The organism is Streptomyces sp. NPDC003027 (assembly GCF_053591435.1).
The window spans coordinates 40,102-55,203 of sequence record NZ_JBSFTU010000041.1 but is presented as its reverse complement, the minus strand read 5'-3'; the positions used below and the strand labels follow the sequence as shown (position 1 = coordinate 55,203).

Annotated in this window: 10 protein-coding genes and 1 pseudogene; 3 read left to right on the top strand and 8 right to left on the bottom strand. The window is 69.0% G+C overall.

The window, feature by feature from the left end; genetic code table 11:
• From ACWDX6_RS25045 to ACWDX6_RS25025, 5 genes are all read right to left on the bottom strand, one after another.
• Positions 1-1,726 (bottom strand): hypothetical protein (locus ACWDX6_RS25045; RefSeq protein ID WP_451487125.1); only part of this gene is annotated, 1,726 nt, incomplete at its 3' end.
• Between the two features lie 533 nt (positions 1,727-2,259).
• Entirely contained in the window at positions 2,260-3,447 is a 1,188-nt protein-coding gene (locus ACWDX6_RS25040) for a hypothetical protein (protein ID WP_451487124.1), read from the bottom strand.
• Positions 3,448-3,479: 32 nt separating this feature from the next.
• On the bottom strand, positions 3,480-4,262 hold the full coding sequence (locus ACWDX6_RS25035) for an AAA family ATPase (protein ID WP_451487123.1): 783 nt from the start codon (positions 4,260-4,262) through the stop codon (positions 3,480-3,482).
• Positions 4,263-4,268: 6 nt separating this feature from the next.
• On the bottom strand, positions 4,269-5,375 hold the full coding sequence (locus ACWDX6_RS25030) for a Mu transposase C-terminal domain-containing protein (RefSeq protein ID WP_451487122.1): 1,107 nt from the start codon (positions 5,373-5,375) through the stop codon (positions 4,269-4,271).
• 691 nt (positions 5,376-6,066) lie between these two features.
• Complete coding sequence (locus tag ACWDX6_RS25025) at positions 6,067-6,870, bottom strand: nucleotidyltransferase domain-containing protein (protein WP_451487121.1); 804 nt, start codon at positions 6,868-6,870, stop codon at positions 6,067-6,069.
• A gap of 939 nt (positions 6,871-7,809) precedes the next feature.
• Here ACWDX6_RS25025 and ACWDX6_RS25020 point away from each other — a divergent pair.
• The 3 genes and pseudogenes from ACWDX6_RS25020 to ACWDX6_RS25010 all read left to right on the top strand — a co-directional run bounded on the left by ACWDX6_RS25020 (position 7,810) and on the right by ACWDX6_RS25010 (position 11,506).
• A complete protein-coding gene (locus ACWDX6_RS25020) occupies positions 7,810-8,331 on the top strand; it encodes a hypothetical protein (RefSeq protein WP_451487120.1) in 522 nt (173 codons plus the stop codon).
• Between the two features lie 87 nt (positions 8,332-8,418).
• Positions 8,419-8,886, top strand: a complete 468-nt coding sequence (locus tag ACWDX6_RS25015; protein WP_451487119.1) for a hypothetical protein — start codon at positions 8,419-8,421, stop codon at positions 8,884-8,886.
• Positions 8,835-11,506 (top strand): annotated as a pseudogene (locus ACWDX6_RS25010) (Helicase associated domain protein). Before ACWDX6_RS25015 ends, ACWDX6_RS25010 begins: the two are co-directional and overlap by 52 nt.
• Before the next feature lie 213 nt (positions 11,507-11,719).
• Here ACWDX6_RS25010 and ACWDX6_RS25005 read toward each other — a convergent pair.
• From ACWDX6_RS25005 to ACWDX6_RS24995, 3 genes are all read right to left on the bottom strand, one after another.
• Positions 11,720-12,595 (bottom strand): hypothetical protein, encoded by an 876-nt coding sequence (locus ACWDX6_RS25005; RefSeq protein ID WP_451487118.1) that lies wholly within the window; start codon positions 12,593-12,595, stop codon positions 11,720-11,722.
• Between the two features lie 340 nt (positions 12,596-12,935).
• Positions 12,936-13,802, bottom strand: a complete 867-nt coding sequence (locus ACWDX6_RS25000; RefSeq protein ID WP_451487117.1) for a hypothetical protein — start codon at positions 13,800-13,802, stop codon at positions 12,936-12,938.
• A 314-nt stretch (positions 13,803-14,116) separates the two neighbouring features.
• The gene (locus tag ACWDX6_RS24995) at positions 14,117-15,064 is read right to left on the bottom strand and encodes a hypothetical protein (RefSeq protein WP_451487116.1); all 948 of its coding nucleotides are present in this window, start codon (positions 15,062-15,064) and stop codon (positions 14,117-14,119) included.
• Between the last annotated feature and the right edge of the window lie 38 nt (positions 15,065-15,102).

Here is a 15,102-nt window from a genome sequence, read left to right as displayed (position 1 = left end):
GAGCGCCTGGCCGGGGCGGCGGCCCGGCCGGTCGTCCTGCCCGAGACGATCGTCGTCGACCGGGGGCAAAATCTTCGTCTCCCGGGCGTTCACCGGGGGCTGGCTGTGCCTGTGCTTCGGCATGTTTGGCCAGGGCTTCGAGGGCGTCGGCAGTGCTGATCGCGAGCCGGACGAACTGCTCGTCCGGCTTGAGCGTGTCGAGGCCAGCCTGGGTGAGGAAAGCGGTCCACTTCTTGGTCCGAGCGTGGGCCGCGCCGTTAGACCGCAGGTTCTGGAGCAGGCGCAGCGGGGCGACGAGGGTGTCGAGATCGCCGTCGGTGTGCTTCACCCACCCCTCGAGGTTGTTGATGGTGGCGGCCTTGGCGTCGGCCCCGGGAAGCTGTCGCAGAGCCTTGGTGTCGAGGTACTCGATGACGCCCTTGGCGAGGGTGAGGATCTGAGTGTCAGCTTCGCTCTGCTCGCTGTTGGTGGGCATGTGCAGGCCAGCGAAGGCGATCTGGTCGGCGGCGTCCCATGCTCGGTAAACCGGCTGGCCGACAACGGCGGACAGCGCCGTGCTGAACCGCGCGCGGGCGTCGGCCAGACGGTGCAGCGGATCGGCGGTCGTGTCAGTCCACTCGCCCAGGATGTCGCGGCGCCGACGCGCCTCGTCGATGCCGCCGAGAGGCGCGACGTTGAAGCTGAGCCAGTGGGGGCGCTCGGCACTCGGCAGGTCGCGGCCCAGGTCGCCGAGGTACACCTCCACCAGGCCCTCGTCGTTTCGGCCGATCGAGATGCTCCACAGTCCCAGGCACGACAGGCGGCCGTCGCGCACCTGGTAGCGGGAGGGCTCGGAGGTGTAGCGGCGCAGTACCTCGCGCCGGAAGTAGACGCGGGTCAGGTAGTCGGGTGTACCGAGGTTCTTGTAGTGGCCGCTGAGCTGGTCCGGGTCGCAGGTGAAGGTGATGGGCTGGCCGGTGCTCGGATCGATGCCGATGGTGAACTCGGGGTAGGACACGGCGGTCGTGTACGGGTAGGCGAGGTCGGCCGGCTTGGCGTCGATGGGCAGGACCAGATGCTTGCCGCATAGGCGCACGGCGGGTCGCCCCATGCGGCTGCTGTGGAACTCGAAGGTGCTCACCTCCGTGCGGTCCGTCGCTTGAATCGTGTGAGCGGGGGCTGCGTCGAGGTAGGTGATCCGCTCGTGCTGAACGACGAGGAAGCGCTCGCGGACGGCCAGGTAGCGGCGCAGTGGCAGCGCGGCGACCTCGATGCGCAGGTCGGTGTCACCGCGGTGGACGCGGATGAGCTCCTGATCGCGGCCGGCGTCGTCAAGGAAGTACCAGCTGCCGTCGGGGCGCGGCACGGCGGCGAAGTACCACAGGAATGAGTGGGTGAACTCGATGGTGGGTGCGACGTCGGGCTGCTGGTGGCGTCGCAGCTGAATGAAGAACTCGGCCCGTGCGGAGGTGTCGGTCATACCGTCGCCGAAGACGGCCTCGTCGCCGAAGTGTGCAACCTCGGTCTGGCCTACGCTGCCGTGGGTCCAGTCGCTCGTGGACAGGGCGTGCTCGCGGCCGACGAAGGTCGTCAGGTAGCTGCCGATCCACGAGTACCGGCCGTTGGTGGGCTCCTGCAGGACGGTGACCCACCCTGTGGGAGCAGGATCGATCCTGGCCAGGTAGGACTCGGGCCGCGCGTTCTCCGGCAGGTGGTCGCCGCTGCCGCTGCTGTACGTGAGCACCATCTGACGAGTCTAGGACCGGCCGCCGACAACCAACCAAGGCATTTGCGCGGGCAAGGGACACACCGGCAGCGGTCCGACGCCTCGGGCTCCACGTGACAGTCGGCTTGCTCCTGGGCCACGCGCAGCGGCGTGCGCGCCGGGCGGCGGCCGTCGCCCGGCAATGGTCTCGCGGAGGTAGTAGCGGTACATCTGACCGGCCCGGATCAAACCTGATATCCACTGTCATGCGACCACGCCACACGGCTCTGACCTGCAAGAAAAGGCCGATATGCGGCTCGTCCCGTCAGGCGGGACCAGCAGCTGAACCTTCTTCACCAGGGCCCGCCGGGCGGAAAGCGACCCTGTCCAGTCCCAGCAGTCCGGGTCGCCGGGGCGCGAGTCATACCGGGCACAGCCGGAGGAGGGGCTTCTGTAGTCGTAACCGTACGCAATCCGGCCTGGCCCGAACGCTGGGGGCGATCAGCAGCACGCAGGGCCGTTATCCGCGGGAAGCCCACGGCAGGTCGCAGAGGGTGGGGGCGGTTCACCGATTCTTAGCGCAGGTGCCGCAGTTCGCGCAGCCCGTAGTCGGGCGGCAGCCATCCCCGCTTTCTGCGGTCAATGGTCTTTTGCGTGTGCGGTGGGGGGTAGGGGCAGCCTTGCATCAGGTCCGGCATCTCGCTGGCCCAGGAGAGCCGGTAGTGCGCGGCGCACACGGGCCAGATGGTGTTTGCGGGCTGCTTCGGGCGCGGGACTGGCCCACGTTTGGTTCGGCGTCGCTTGGGGCGGGTCGGTTGGGGTGGGCGCAGTTTGCAGCTCTCGGCGAAGTCTGTCAGGGATGGCAGTCCTGTACTGCGCAGCGGGTCGCTGAACAGGGGGCCGTCGGTGCCGGTCTCGATGCTCCAGGCAAGTGCGGCGGCCCTCAGCAGGGGGCGGGCCCAGTCGGGGACTGGGTGGGTCATGCAGCCCTGGCGGAGGCCGTGGTCGTGGAGCGTGATGGTCGAGGTGTCCGGTCCCAGGTCGCGGGCACGCGCGGTGTTGAGTTGGGTGGTGGAAGCCGCGGTGAACGTCGCTGTGGCGAGCTGGGCTGCCAGGTGGGGGTGGGCTGAGGCGCGGTGGAGGCGCCAGGCGACTTCCGCTTCGGTGACCGGTGGCATCACTGGTGGGAAGAAGTCCCGGTCAGTTGCCGTCGGTGCTGCGCAGTGGCACGGACCGGTGGCGTCGTCGAAGGCTTTGAGCGTGGTCAGGGCGGGCAGGCTGATCCATCGGTTCGCCAGCGGCCGCGCTGCGGGGAGCGAGGGCAGGGGGGCCGGTTCGGTCTCGGGGAGCAGGGCGGATGCCTCGGCGATGTGGTGTTCCACCTGCCGCAGTTCGCGTTCCAGGAAGGGCCTCATCTTTTGGCGGTGGCAGACAAGGGTCAGGCGGATGCCGGTGCGCCTGCGCAGGGCGAGAAGGTCCTTGAAGCGGTGCGGAGTGAGGAGGTGGGCGCGCAGCAGGGTCAGGTGGGTGATGGGGGTGGCGAGGATCCAGGCGGCGGCGAGCGACCAGGCCGGGGCCGGATCGGCCGGTCGGTAGCCCGTCAGGGGGACGGGCTTGCCCAGGGCGGCGAGGATGTCGTAGGCGAGTGCGAGGGCGGCGTCCACGCCGGGAGTGGGGTGGACGGTGAGGCGTCCGCTGTGTGGAGCGTGGGAGGCAAGGGCCGCCCGGGTGTGGACCACGTCGTCGTGTGGGTCGATGATCACTGTGACCGGTGGCGGGTTCGGGCACTCCAGCATCAGGCCGCCCGGCGGTGGCTCAGTTTGCTGTAGGCCCAGCGCAGCAGTTCCTCATCCACGCATGCCCGTGCGGTCTCTTTCATCCCCACGGTGAGGTGGTGGGTGATCTTCGCCCAAGCCCAGAAGTTCCCGTGGGCCGCTTCCCGGTCGCACAAGGCGATCAGTTCGGGGTCCGCGTCCGTCCAGGCGGGGTGGAAGGCCGGGACGACGGCCAGGACCTCGTCCAGCGGCATGCGGTCGATCTCCTGCCACGCGTAGACGCGGGACTCCAGCATCGGCTCGCTCTGCAGCATCTCGAAGCAGCCGTTGCCGCCGGTGAAGATGATGGTGAGGTCGGAGTCGGAGTCGTCCCAGAGGTAGCGCAGGTACTCGAAGCAGAGTTTTGACAGCCACTGGGCTTCGTCGCAGACCAGGACATGCGGTTCTTGAAGGGCGCCGCGCAGCGTCCGGTCGAACTCGATGGGCTGCGCCGGCGGTCGGCCCTGCAGGCCGAGGGCATGGAACAGTTCGTGACGGAGGTCGCGGGTGGAGGGCCGGGCCCGGAACTGGATCCGGCGTGTGAGCTTCGGTGCGAGCTCGCGCAGGCAGGTGTTGACCGCGAAGGACTTGCCGTTGCCGGCCTGGCCGTAGATGCAGATCATCGCCTTGGCGTCGATCGCGGCCCGGATGTTCTCCCGGGCGGTGAGCAGGGCGCGCGTGGAGACGACCTGGGCGCCTGGCAGGCGCATGTAGTGGTCTTCCCGTTCCGCGGGCAGGCGGCCTCTGCGGGGCGAGGTGGGCATGCTGGGTCACTCCTTGCTGCCTGGTGCGGGCCTGGTGTTGGTGGGTTTTTCCGGCGGGGCGGTGACGGCTGGGTCTGTCAGCGCCGGCGCGGTGATGTCAGGGCGGGGACGGGGCCGGGCCCAGCCCGGCGGAGGATCGCGGGGTGGGATCAGGTCCGGCAGTGCGCGGGCCGCGAGATCCACCGCCCGGGCGCGGCTGATCTCTCGGGCCTGCTGCTCGGTGACCGACCGCCGGGGACGAGGCGCGGCAGGGGTGGTCGTTGCGGTGTAGCGGGTCCGGCTCAGCTTCTCCGCTGCTTTGAGGTCCGCTTTGAGAGCGCGGGCCTTGCTCTCACGGACCTGGGACAGGGCGCGGCGCTGCGCAGGTGTCGCGGCCTCGGCGAGGTAGGCGCTGCCCAGGTGCCGGACAGGCCCGTCGGCGGTGAAGACCTCGATCGTTCCGTCGAAATGCGGCAGATAGCGCAGCCGTACCCTGGTGCCGGCATGACCGGCCATCCAGTCCGCGATGTAGGCGCGGCGCCGCCACGCGACCCCGTTCGTGGTGATCTTCCGGATACGGCCGTCGTCCTCCATCGCGAAGAACGCCAGCTGCTTCTCAGGCACGTCCTCGATCGGTGTCGGATCCGCCTCCCACGCTTCGCTCGGGGTCATCCCGTCCGGGACGCCGGCCGGGTGGTGCTCGGTGTTCCACCAGGCCACCCAGTCCAGCAGGACCCTGACGAAGTCCGGGTAGGACAGCAGTTCCTCCACCGGAGTCGGCCGGTATGCCTGCGCGGGGCGGGCACGGCGGGTGTAGCCCGGGAGGGAGACCAGCAGCATCTGTTCCACCGCGCTGTTCAGGGCCTCCACGGTGCCCTTGCGGTAGGGCTTGTAGGCAGGCAGGTCGTGAACGGGGACCGCAGCGCCGCCCAGCGCCCTCGCAACCGCACCCGAGAGGAAGTCCTTGCCTCGGTCCACCCGAACCCGGTCCGGCAGGCCACCGAACGGCCCGTACGGGGCGGCCCGGCTGATCCCCGAACGCAGCGCTGCCAGGACGGCGTCCCGGGCCGGCTGGTGCGGTGTGACCGCTACCCCCACGATCACCTTCGACGCCACATCGATGAACCACGTCACCCACGGACACACCGCGGCCCCGTCCAGGGCGACACGGACCGGGATACGTTTGTGATCACCCTCCCAGCAGGCGTTGCGGTGCGTGGGCGGCCGTTTGCCGTAGACGTCGTAACGACGACGTGCTGCTTCACCGCCCTTCAGCCCGGCCCGCTCCCCCGCCGACAAGTCCCGGCGTACCGCGCGTCGCAGGGTCCGAAGAGAAGGCACCGACCCCGGGTCACCAGCCGCGGCCGCTTCCGCGAGCAGCTCGCGGTGGACCGCTGACACGTTCCCACCCCACACCGCCAGACGGACACGCATATCTGGCGTCACACCGGCCCGTGACGGAGTCCGTGCGGACAGCCGCCCCTCGCGCCGGGCCACTGCCACCCAGTTCCACACCGTCCGCAGTGACACACCAAGAGACCCAGCGACCGCCCGTGCGTGCTCGGTGGCCAACTCGCCCCGGGAGTCAAGGGCCATCAAGCGCGCCACCGCGCCCTCACGCCCGCCGGCCGGCCACCGCCGCGGCATGTCCTCGCCACCAGGAACCCGATCGGACACTCCTCACCCCCGGCTGCACCTCGTGCAGGTGGGTGGCTGTCCGCCGTGGCCTCATCCATCCCGACACGCCGATCAGGCACACACGAACGGATGAAGCAGACCCTCGATCCCCCATGGGGCGCCGGGGCGCGGTTATGGGCGTTTCCGGTTACGTGCGAGGCGTCGGCTCGATGAGCAGTGCGTCCATGGGCTTGGTCCGATGGGGGCGCAGCACTTCCAGCCAGGTCACTCCGCTGTCCAGGAGACGCCCCATAGATCCGAAGCCGTTCCATCCCAGATCGACGAAGCAGCGTTCAGCCTGCTGGTCCCGGCCGAACAGCCGCTGGCCGTGCAGCGTCACCTCGCTGAGGTCAACGCCTCGCTGCTCCAACGCGGCCAGGGCGCACGTCGCCGCCCGGCGCAACGGGCTCGTCTCCACCCAACGCCTCCGTACATGCCAGGCGGCTTCAGAGTCCTCGAGGTCTCCGTCCACCAGCCTCAGCGGCGTGATACTGATCTTGCCCTTCGCGTGCCGGCCGAACAGCTCGATCCGCGCTGGCCGCGGCACCATGCTCTCCAGCCCCTCGAACTCTGTGAGCATGTGGTCCCTGGGCGCCGGCCCGGCTGCCGGGTCCGCTGTCAAGGAGGCAAGGCGCTTACGAGCCAGGCAGAACGGCTCACCCTTCCGCCAGAGCAAAAACAGCTCGAAGCCCTCGTCCAGCAGACTGCTGCGACCACGGAACTGGAAGGAGATCCCCCGGCTCCCACCCCGCAGGGCCTGCCTCATCCCCACGTACGAGTCACGGCCGTTGATCGATGCATCCAGCGACTCGCCCAGCCAACGCCTGTCCGTGCCGTGCTCGATGACGACGTCGACATCGTTCGGCTCCAACGCCCCACGCGCGTACGAACCGAAGACATACACCTCTTCAACCAGGCCCGCCAGCAGCCGCGTCGCCCGCTCACGCTTCACCCGGCCACGCCCTCGGCATACGCGGCACGGAACTCCTGCGCCACCACGAAAACAGAACCCGGCACCGCACGCGGCTTACCGTCCTGCCACGTCCGCCCCATCACCTCTACTGCAGCCCTCCCCCGCTGCAACTCGTACTCCTCAACCGCGGCGGCGAACTCTGCAGGAACCTCCCGCCGGTCCACCACACCCGCCACAGCAACCTGTGGGAAGGAACCACCAAACGTCTGCAACCTGGCCCATCCCAGGGACCGGCCAGCCTTACGCATGCCGAGCGAATCAGAGCGACCCCGCCCAACTCCTCAGCCTCATCAACACCGAGCCGGAGCTCGTACGACCCTCCGAACCCGCCACCGCCCGGCGGACACGACCGACGCAACAACGGCACCAGGACACCAACAAGACGCTCATGACGCGGATCACCCGCAAACGACGGCATCCACCGAGCGTAGCCAGACACGACACGGCCCCACCCGGCATTTCGCCACACCCACCCACAGGAGCGACAAGCCCCCACCCACCAAACGACACAAGCCTTCACCAGCAAAACGACACCCAGGTATCGCCACACTCCAGGTCAGCCCCAGTGAAACGATGACGTGCACCCAGTGCACATCACACGACGCCCATCACCTGCGAGCTGCGGGCAAGAACAGGAGGGCAGGCCCCGACGTGATCGGCGCACCTGAGTTTTCGGCCGGCCCCTCCGGTAGGCCGTCCCCGCGACACAGGAATTCGGCGACCATATCGATAACGGGAAGGCAGTAAATGTTCGGGGTCCAGCTCAGGGAACACCAGATCGATCAGAAGTCAGCGTTCCATAAATGGGTGGGATTTCCTGCAAGAGGGATACCCCTTCTGGTGTTTCTGTGTGGAAGGTGAGGGGTCTCTGTGGGTGATGCGAGAGCATATCCGGTCTACCGGAGCGAGGTCGGGGATGTGGCGGCGGTGATCGCCGTGGCCGTGTCTCTGGTGGGGTGTGGGGAGCTGTCGGAGGGGGCGAGTGTTGACCTGGATGCCGAGTTGCTTCGGGTCGAGAACGTCGTGAGGGCCCGCGAGGTGTTCCCGCAGGGCTGGTTCTCGGGAGGCGGGGAGCATTTCCGTGGGGTCGACCTTCCGGATGACGCCGCGGTGCTGGCTGGTCTGCTGCCGATGATGCTCTCGGTCGAGGAGCCGGTGGAGGGTGATCTGCTGGACAGAGCGCCAAAGGTGCTGCGTCAGGCAGGGTGGGGGCAGATCGCGTGGATGGCACTCAGCTGGCCGGCGGTGCCCGAACTCGGCCTCGGTCCGGAGCATGCGCGGACCGGGGTGCAAGCATGCTTCGGGACCGACGCCAACCACGAGCCGGCCCCGGGCCACACCGTGTACGTCCACGTCCGGCCCGGGGAGGACGAACGGGCGCAGCGCCTCGCCCAGCAGATCGGACACGACGTCATAGGCCCTGGGGAGCACGGCTGGTGAAGAACGGCTGGGGAAGGAACGGGGTCTGAGCGGTAGGGCGGCCCGTCCGCAGTGTGCTGAGGACGGGCTGGAGAGGGGTGGGTCGTTGTGTCGGAAAACGCCGGAGTCTCGTACGAGGACTGCTCGATCTATGTGGATGCCACGGACAGCTCGACGGTCATCGCCTGGCTGAAGGAGCGTCTCGGCCCCGGAGAGAAGGGTCGCGGCCTGGTGGTGGGGCCGCTGCGGGTGAGCAGCGCCTGCAATGACTACTCCACGGGCAGGAAGGCGCACCCTTTCGAGTTCCTCGAGTGGCCGACCGTGCTGGAGTGCGAAGCCCCTGTAGCGGCGGAGCCCGGTGTGGTGGCCGCCGCGGTCACGGCCGCGCTGGAGACGCTGTGGTGTGGGGGGTGGAAGGCTGTGGCGGCGTGTGACTTCGAGGACGAACTGCCGGCCCACGGGGGCAGGGATCGCTACCCCCTGCAGTCCCCCTCGGGGAGCCTGCCGCATGCAAGAACGGGCCGATGGCGAAGCCTGCTGGTGCGGAGTGGGAAAAGGAAAAGGAAAACGGTGTGATTCAGCTCCGAGAACACCAGGTCGACCAAAAGACGGCTTTTCTTAAGTGGGTAGGATTTCCTGCAAGATCATCTGTGCCCGCTGAAGGGGCCCGTGCCATGGGGGTGTCTGCGACCGGGTCCGGGAAGACGATCACAGCCGCTGCGAGCGCTCTGGAGTGCTTCCCTGGGGGCCGGATCCTCGTCATGGTGCCCACCTTGGATCTGATCGTGCAGAGCGCGCAGTCTTGGCGCCGGGTCGGGCACCGCGCACCCATGGTCGCGGTCTGCTCGGTGGACAAGGACGAGGTCCTGGAGCAGCTCGGAGTGCGTACCACGACCAATCCGATCCAGCTCGCGCTGTGGGCAGGAGCGGGGCCGGTGATCGTGTTCGCCACCTACGCCTCCCTGGTGGACCGCCAGGACCCGGAGGCCCCGACGGGCCAGCGGACGGTGCGCGGGCCACTGGAGGCCGCCCTGGCGGGCGGAGAGCGGCTGTACGGGCAGCGGATGGCGCCGTTCGACCTGGCCATTTTAGACGAGGGGCACATGACCGCGGGGGACATGGGTCGGCCGTGGGCGGCGATCCACGACCAGTCCCGGATTCCGGTGGCTTTCCGGCTCTACCTGACCGCCACCCCCCGCATCCTCGCCGCCCCCAGCCCGCAGCACGGCCCAGGCGGACGGGAGATGGTGATCGCGTCGATGGAGGACGACTCCCACACGTACGGCACCAGGATTTTCGATCTTGGGCTGGCGCAGGCGGTGGAACGCTCGATCCTCGCGGGCTTCGAGATCGATGTGCTGGAGATCCGGGACCCCGACCCGGTCCTGGGGCTGTCGGAGGACGCACTGCGTGGCCGACGGCTCGCGCTGCTCCAGGCCGCGCTGCTGGAACACGCGGCGCAGATGAACCTGCACACCGTCATGACCTTCCACCAGAGGGTCGAGGAAGCCCGCGCGTTCGCCGAACAGATGCCGGCGACCGCCGTCGAGCTGTACGCCACCGAAGCATCCGCGGCAGCTCTCGCCCACGCGGAGGAACTGCCCGCGTCGTCGATCGACGCGCGGCTGTACGAGCTCGAGGAGGGCCGCCACGTCCCGCCGGACCGGGTATGGGCCGACTGGCTGTGCGGCGACCACCCCATCGCGCACCGGCGTGAGGTGATTCACCGGTTCGCCAACGGCATCAACGCCCAAGGCCGGCGCGTACACCGGGCGTTCCTCGCCTCGGTACGGGCCCTCGGGGTCGGCGTCGACATCACCGGACTACGCGGAGTGGAAGCGGTCTGCATCGTCGGCTCGCGCAGCTCCCAGGTCGACATCGTCCAGAACATCGGACGCGCCCTGCGCCCCAACCCCGACGGCACGACCAAGACCGCGCGGATCATCATCCCCGTCTTCCTTCAGCCCGGGGAAGACCCGAAGGACATGGTCGCCTCCGCCAGCTACCAGCCCCTGGTCGACATCCTCCAAGCCCTGCGCTCGCACTCGGAACGCATGGTCGACCAGCTCGCCTCCCGCGCCCTGACACGCAGCACCGAACACCGACGCATCCACGTCCGCCCCACCCCCGCGACCGGGGCGCAGAACGGAGACGGGCAAGAGGCGAGCGACGAGGCCCAGCAGGAGGCCGACCGCGTCACCTCGGTCGTGGTCAACTTCGCCTCCCCCCGCGACGCCGCCGACATCGCCGCCCTCACCCGCTGCCGCGTCATCCGCCCCCAATCCCTGGTCTGGCTCGAGGGCTACCAAGCCCTCACTCGCTGGCGCACCGAGAACGGCATCACCGGGCTGCATGCCGTCCCCTATGACACCGAGACCGAGGTCGGGACGACGAACGACTTCCCCTGGGGCGATGGGTCCACCAACAGCGGAAAGCGCTGCGGGCCGGAGAACTCGACCCCCACCGCAAGGAACTCCTCGACGACGCCGGCATGGTGTGGGAGCCGGGCGACGAAGCGTGGGAGAACAAACTCGCCGCACTCCGCTCGTACCGGAGGGCCACCGGACACCTCGCTCCGCGTCAGGACGCCGTCTGGGGCGAGGGCGAGGCGATGGTGCCCATCGGGCAGCACCTGGCCAACCTCCGCCGCAAAAACGGCCTCGGCAAAGACCCGAAGCGGGCAGCCGCACGCGCGGCACAGCTCACCGCCATCGCCCCCGACTGGAACTGCCCCTGGCCACTCGACTGGCAACGCCACTACAAGGTGCTCGCCGACCTGGTCGACGCTGACGGTGTGCTGCCCGACATCCAGCCCGGGGTGCTCATGGACGGCGACGACATCGGACAATGGCTCCAGCAGCAGCGCAAGCCAGGCACCTGGAAGCAGCTGTCCGCCGAACAGCAGGAACGGCTCACCAGGCTGGGCGTACAGCCGCTTGAGGCGCCGCCGCCCGCGGCGGCCAGGCGTACGGCGAAGGGCCCGAGCAAGGCACAGCAGGCCTTCCAACGCGGCCTCGCGGCCCTCACACAGTGGATCGAGCGCGAAGGCCAGCGGCCCGTACCCCGCAAGGCGGTGGAGGTCCTACCCGACGGGACCGAGACCAGGCTCGGCATCTGGTACAGCAACACCAAGAGCCGGCGAGACAAACTCGACCAAGAGCAACTCGACGCATTGCGGGCACTCGGCATGGAATAGGCGTGAAAACCACGGGCACGCTGGCCGACCCCATCGGCCTTCCTCGACAACTCACCGAGCGCCAGGCATCTGCTCGGCGAAGGTTTCGACCTACCGGTCGAAGTCCGTCGGCCCCTTGTCGGCGTACACCCGAACGTGGCCAGTGAGGTACAGCGATACGTCCCCACCTGAAGGTGATCGTGCCTATGTGGGGAGGCAGGGTCATCCGAGCTCTCAGGCCCGTGAGGTCGCCAACCACCGTTCGGCGCGGCCCTGCTTGTCGGAGTCTCCGGAGCGGCAGGCATGCGCCAGCAGGCGGGCGCGGAGCGGTTCGGGTAGGCGGGCGACGTCCCGCTTCTGGCGTCGGCGGGTCTTCCAGCCCACCAGATGGCGCACGGCCCCGGCGTCGTGCCGCTCCTCGGCCCGCGGATCGACCAGGGCGGCGAGCAGGTCAGCAATCGGCACCCTGCCGAGCAGCTCGCCGGGCACGCCCTCGTGGACGGGGTAACCAGAGCAGCGACCGCTACCGGATCCGTACCAGTCGAGCAGGGCCAGCACCCGCTCCACCGGGTCGGGGAACATCAGGTGGAGTCGGTCTGTGAGTTCCGTGAGCAATTCGGGGGAGAGACTGCCGCCAGTGCGGGAGAGGCCAAGGATCCGGCCGGCAAGCCCTTCCAGCCCGGCGGGCATCGCAGCCAGCCAGTTGCGCTCCTCTTCGGTCCCTTCCCGCGCCCGTAGCTGGCCGGCCTCGAACTGCTGCATGGGACCAGGCATGCCGTGCCCGTCCAGCCAGGCCAGGAGCAAGCGGCCGTCGGCGAGGACGGCGTCGCTCTCCCACTGCCCCCACCTCAGTGTCGCCCCGTGGTGCAGGACGACGACCGCAAGCCGCCCACCGGACGGGTCGAACACCTCGAAGCGGACGTCCCCGAGGCACATACAGCAGAACCCGGGCAGCGACTCCACGGCCATGGCCGTTCTGAGCCGGGCCGACTCCGCCGGATCAGAGAGATCCACCCGGATCTCTGCGACTGCCCCGACCCCGTTCACCGAGCTGACCTGAACCACACGTGCCTGCTGCAGGACATTGTCCAGTGCTGTCGTCCCGTCCATGCACCGATCCCTCCCTGCCCGGGCCGCAGATGCACAGGCGGCCCGATTCGACCGCAGCTCCCGACCGTCTCGCAACCCGGTTCCCTCGCGCCCGCGGTTCAGCGCGTGCGCCGACGAGCGGGCGCCGCTGCACGATGGGACTACGCCCCACTCCGGACCGACCGCCCTGTCCTGAGGCTGGCTGGCTATCGGCCGGCCCCGGCCATGTGGCGGCCAGACAGCCGAGGACGTTCGCTCGTACCAGGCTGAGGAGATAAGGCCGTACGCCGACACCCCTCGCTGACACGCACCGCGGCAAACTCCTCGGGGGACCGTCCGTTGGGTGGTCGGTGCCCGAATATCAGCCGCTGAGGTCGAACACGCCCCATGTAGTGAACGGCTCGGCCTGGACGTAGATCCTGCTTCCCCGGCCAACGACCCGCCGGCGGCCAGGGGCAGGGCCGTCGGGCGGGGTGAGCAGGCCGACGTCTGTGGGCTCGACGGATGTTTCGGTGATCTCGCCGTGGGCGAGTCGGTCCCGCTCCTCGCCGTAGCCGCCGTAAAAGGCGACCTGCTCGCCGTGGACGGCCACCGCGTGGGCGCCCCGTACGCGGTTCGCCCACACTCTCACGGGCGGGTCAGAGCGGTTGGGGCGTATCTCGACGAGCGGGAAGTCCGTGTATGGGCATGCCCAGGCGGTGGTGCCTGACACGTTCAGGGCGTAGCAGTCGAAGAGACCGGGGATGCGGGCGCCGTCTGATGTCCAGGCGAGCTGGCCTGTGGCGCTCCAGCGGCGGATTCCGACCGGGTTCTCGTCGAAGTGCCCGACCCAGATATGGCCGGCCTCGTCCACGAGCAGGTGCTCGATGGCATCCCCGACGGAGAAGGACGAGGTCTCGCGGCCAAGCGCGTCGAAGACCTGGACCTGGTTCGCGTCCTCGTACCAGCGGGCGCGAGACGCGGCGACGACGAACCCGCCGTCGGGCAGACGGTCAAGGTGCGGCCAGCGGGCTCGCACGGCGCTCAGCTCGGTGAGTTCGACGTTGCCGTCCGGATCCACGGAAACGACCAGCGCGTCGAAAGACAGGAGGTCGACGCCGGGCTGCGGAGCGCGTTCGGCAAGCAGCCAGTGGGCGGTACCGAAAACATCGACGGTGCTGGTCAGGACGTGGAGGTGGTGGTGTGCTCGGGGGAGGTGGGCGTAGGGAACGAGGGCGGTCTTCTGCACGGGCGGGCAGGGTCGATGGCGTAGCGGTCGCACTCAGCGCACAGGAGCCCGCTTCCGTGTTGCCCTGTCCAGGGGCCCGCGGGCCGGGCGGCGGGCGGCGGTTCGGGTCCAGGTGCGGACGGCCGGGGTGTCGCCGACGCGTCTCGAGGAGGACGTAGGCGCGGATGCCGTCTGGTGTCGTGCACACGGCCGTCGCATCGCGTTTGAGCGTCCGGTCGCCAGGCCGCCGACTCCGTACAGCTTCAGGGCCAAGCCCGTATCCATGTTCTGGTGTCTGGGGTCAGGGGTTACAGATCGTCGAAGCTGGGCTGGCTTCATGGCTGGTCCGGGAGCCGCTGTTGTGCTCCGAGGAGCTGGGTGATCTTTTCGGCTTCGTCATCGGTGAGGTCGGAGAGCAGGCGTGTTGTTGTTCCCAGGAGAGCGTCCAGGGGTACCTGGGTGCGTGCGCCGCGGGCGCTTGCGACTCTGTGGCCGAACATGCACTGGAGGATGGCGCCGGAGGCGATGCGTGCGTCGGCTTCGATGACGCCCTCGGTCTGTTCCAGGGCATTGCTGATGCTGTCGAGGCGGGTGTCGTGGGAGATGTCGTCGCCGGGGCCGCCGTATCCGATGTGGCGGTCTGTTACGACCATGCGCAGGGCGGTCAGCGGGATGCCGAAGCGGTCGGCTCGGCTTCGTACCTCGTCGAGGCGAGGCACGGGGGCTTCCTCTCCTTGCGGGAGTTGCCGGCGGGTCTGGTCGACCTGGATCTGGAAGCGCGGGGTCTGCAGGATCAGCTGCCCGGCCTTCACGGCCCAGCGCCAGGGGCTGGTGGTCGCGTCGCCCATGCCTGGAACGATCATGCAGACGCGGCTGTTCCACAGCTGGATCGCCTGGCGCATGAGGTGCTGGAGGTTGCCGGTGTCGGTGGTGGGGGTGCGGAGCAGTACAGGGAGGCTGATCATCAAGAAGGCGGCGTCGGTGATTTCCTCGGATTCCAGCAGGTATGCCAGTGCGGTTTCATCGAGGTTGCCCACTGTCCTGCGGGAGGAAGGGAAGGTAGAGCGTGTGGAGCCGCCGCCTTGCCAGAGCGCGGCAAGGAAGGCGGACATCTGGTCCGCGACGTCGGTGGTCATCTGCGCGGCCAGGCCGGCTCCCACCGCGGCCGCAGCGCGGAAGATCGCCGTGGTGCAGTTCCAGCTCAGCGCGCTGCGGCGGCCGCGGGCAAGCCCCCATTCGAGGGTGGCTTGCCCACGATCACCGGGGCTTGCCCGCCCGGCCACCAGGAGGCTTGCCCGGCGGTCAGGAGGCTTACCCGGGG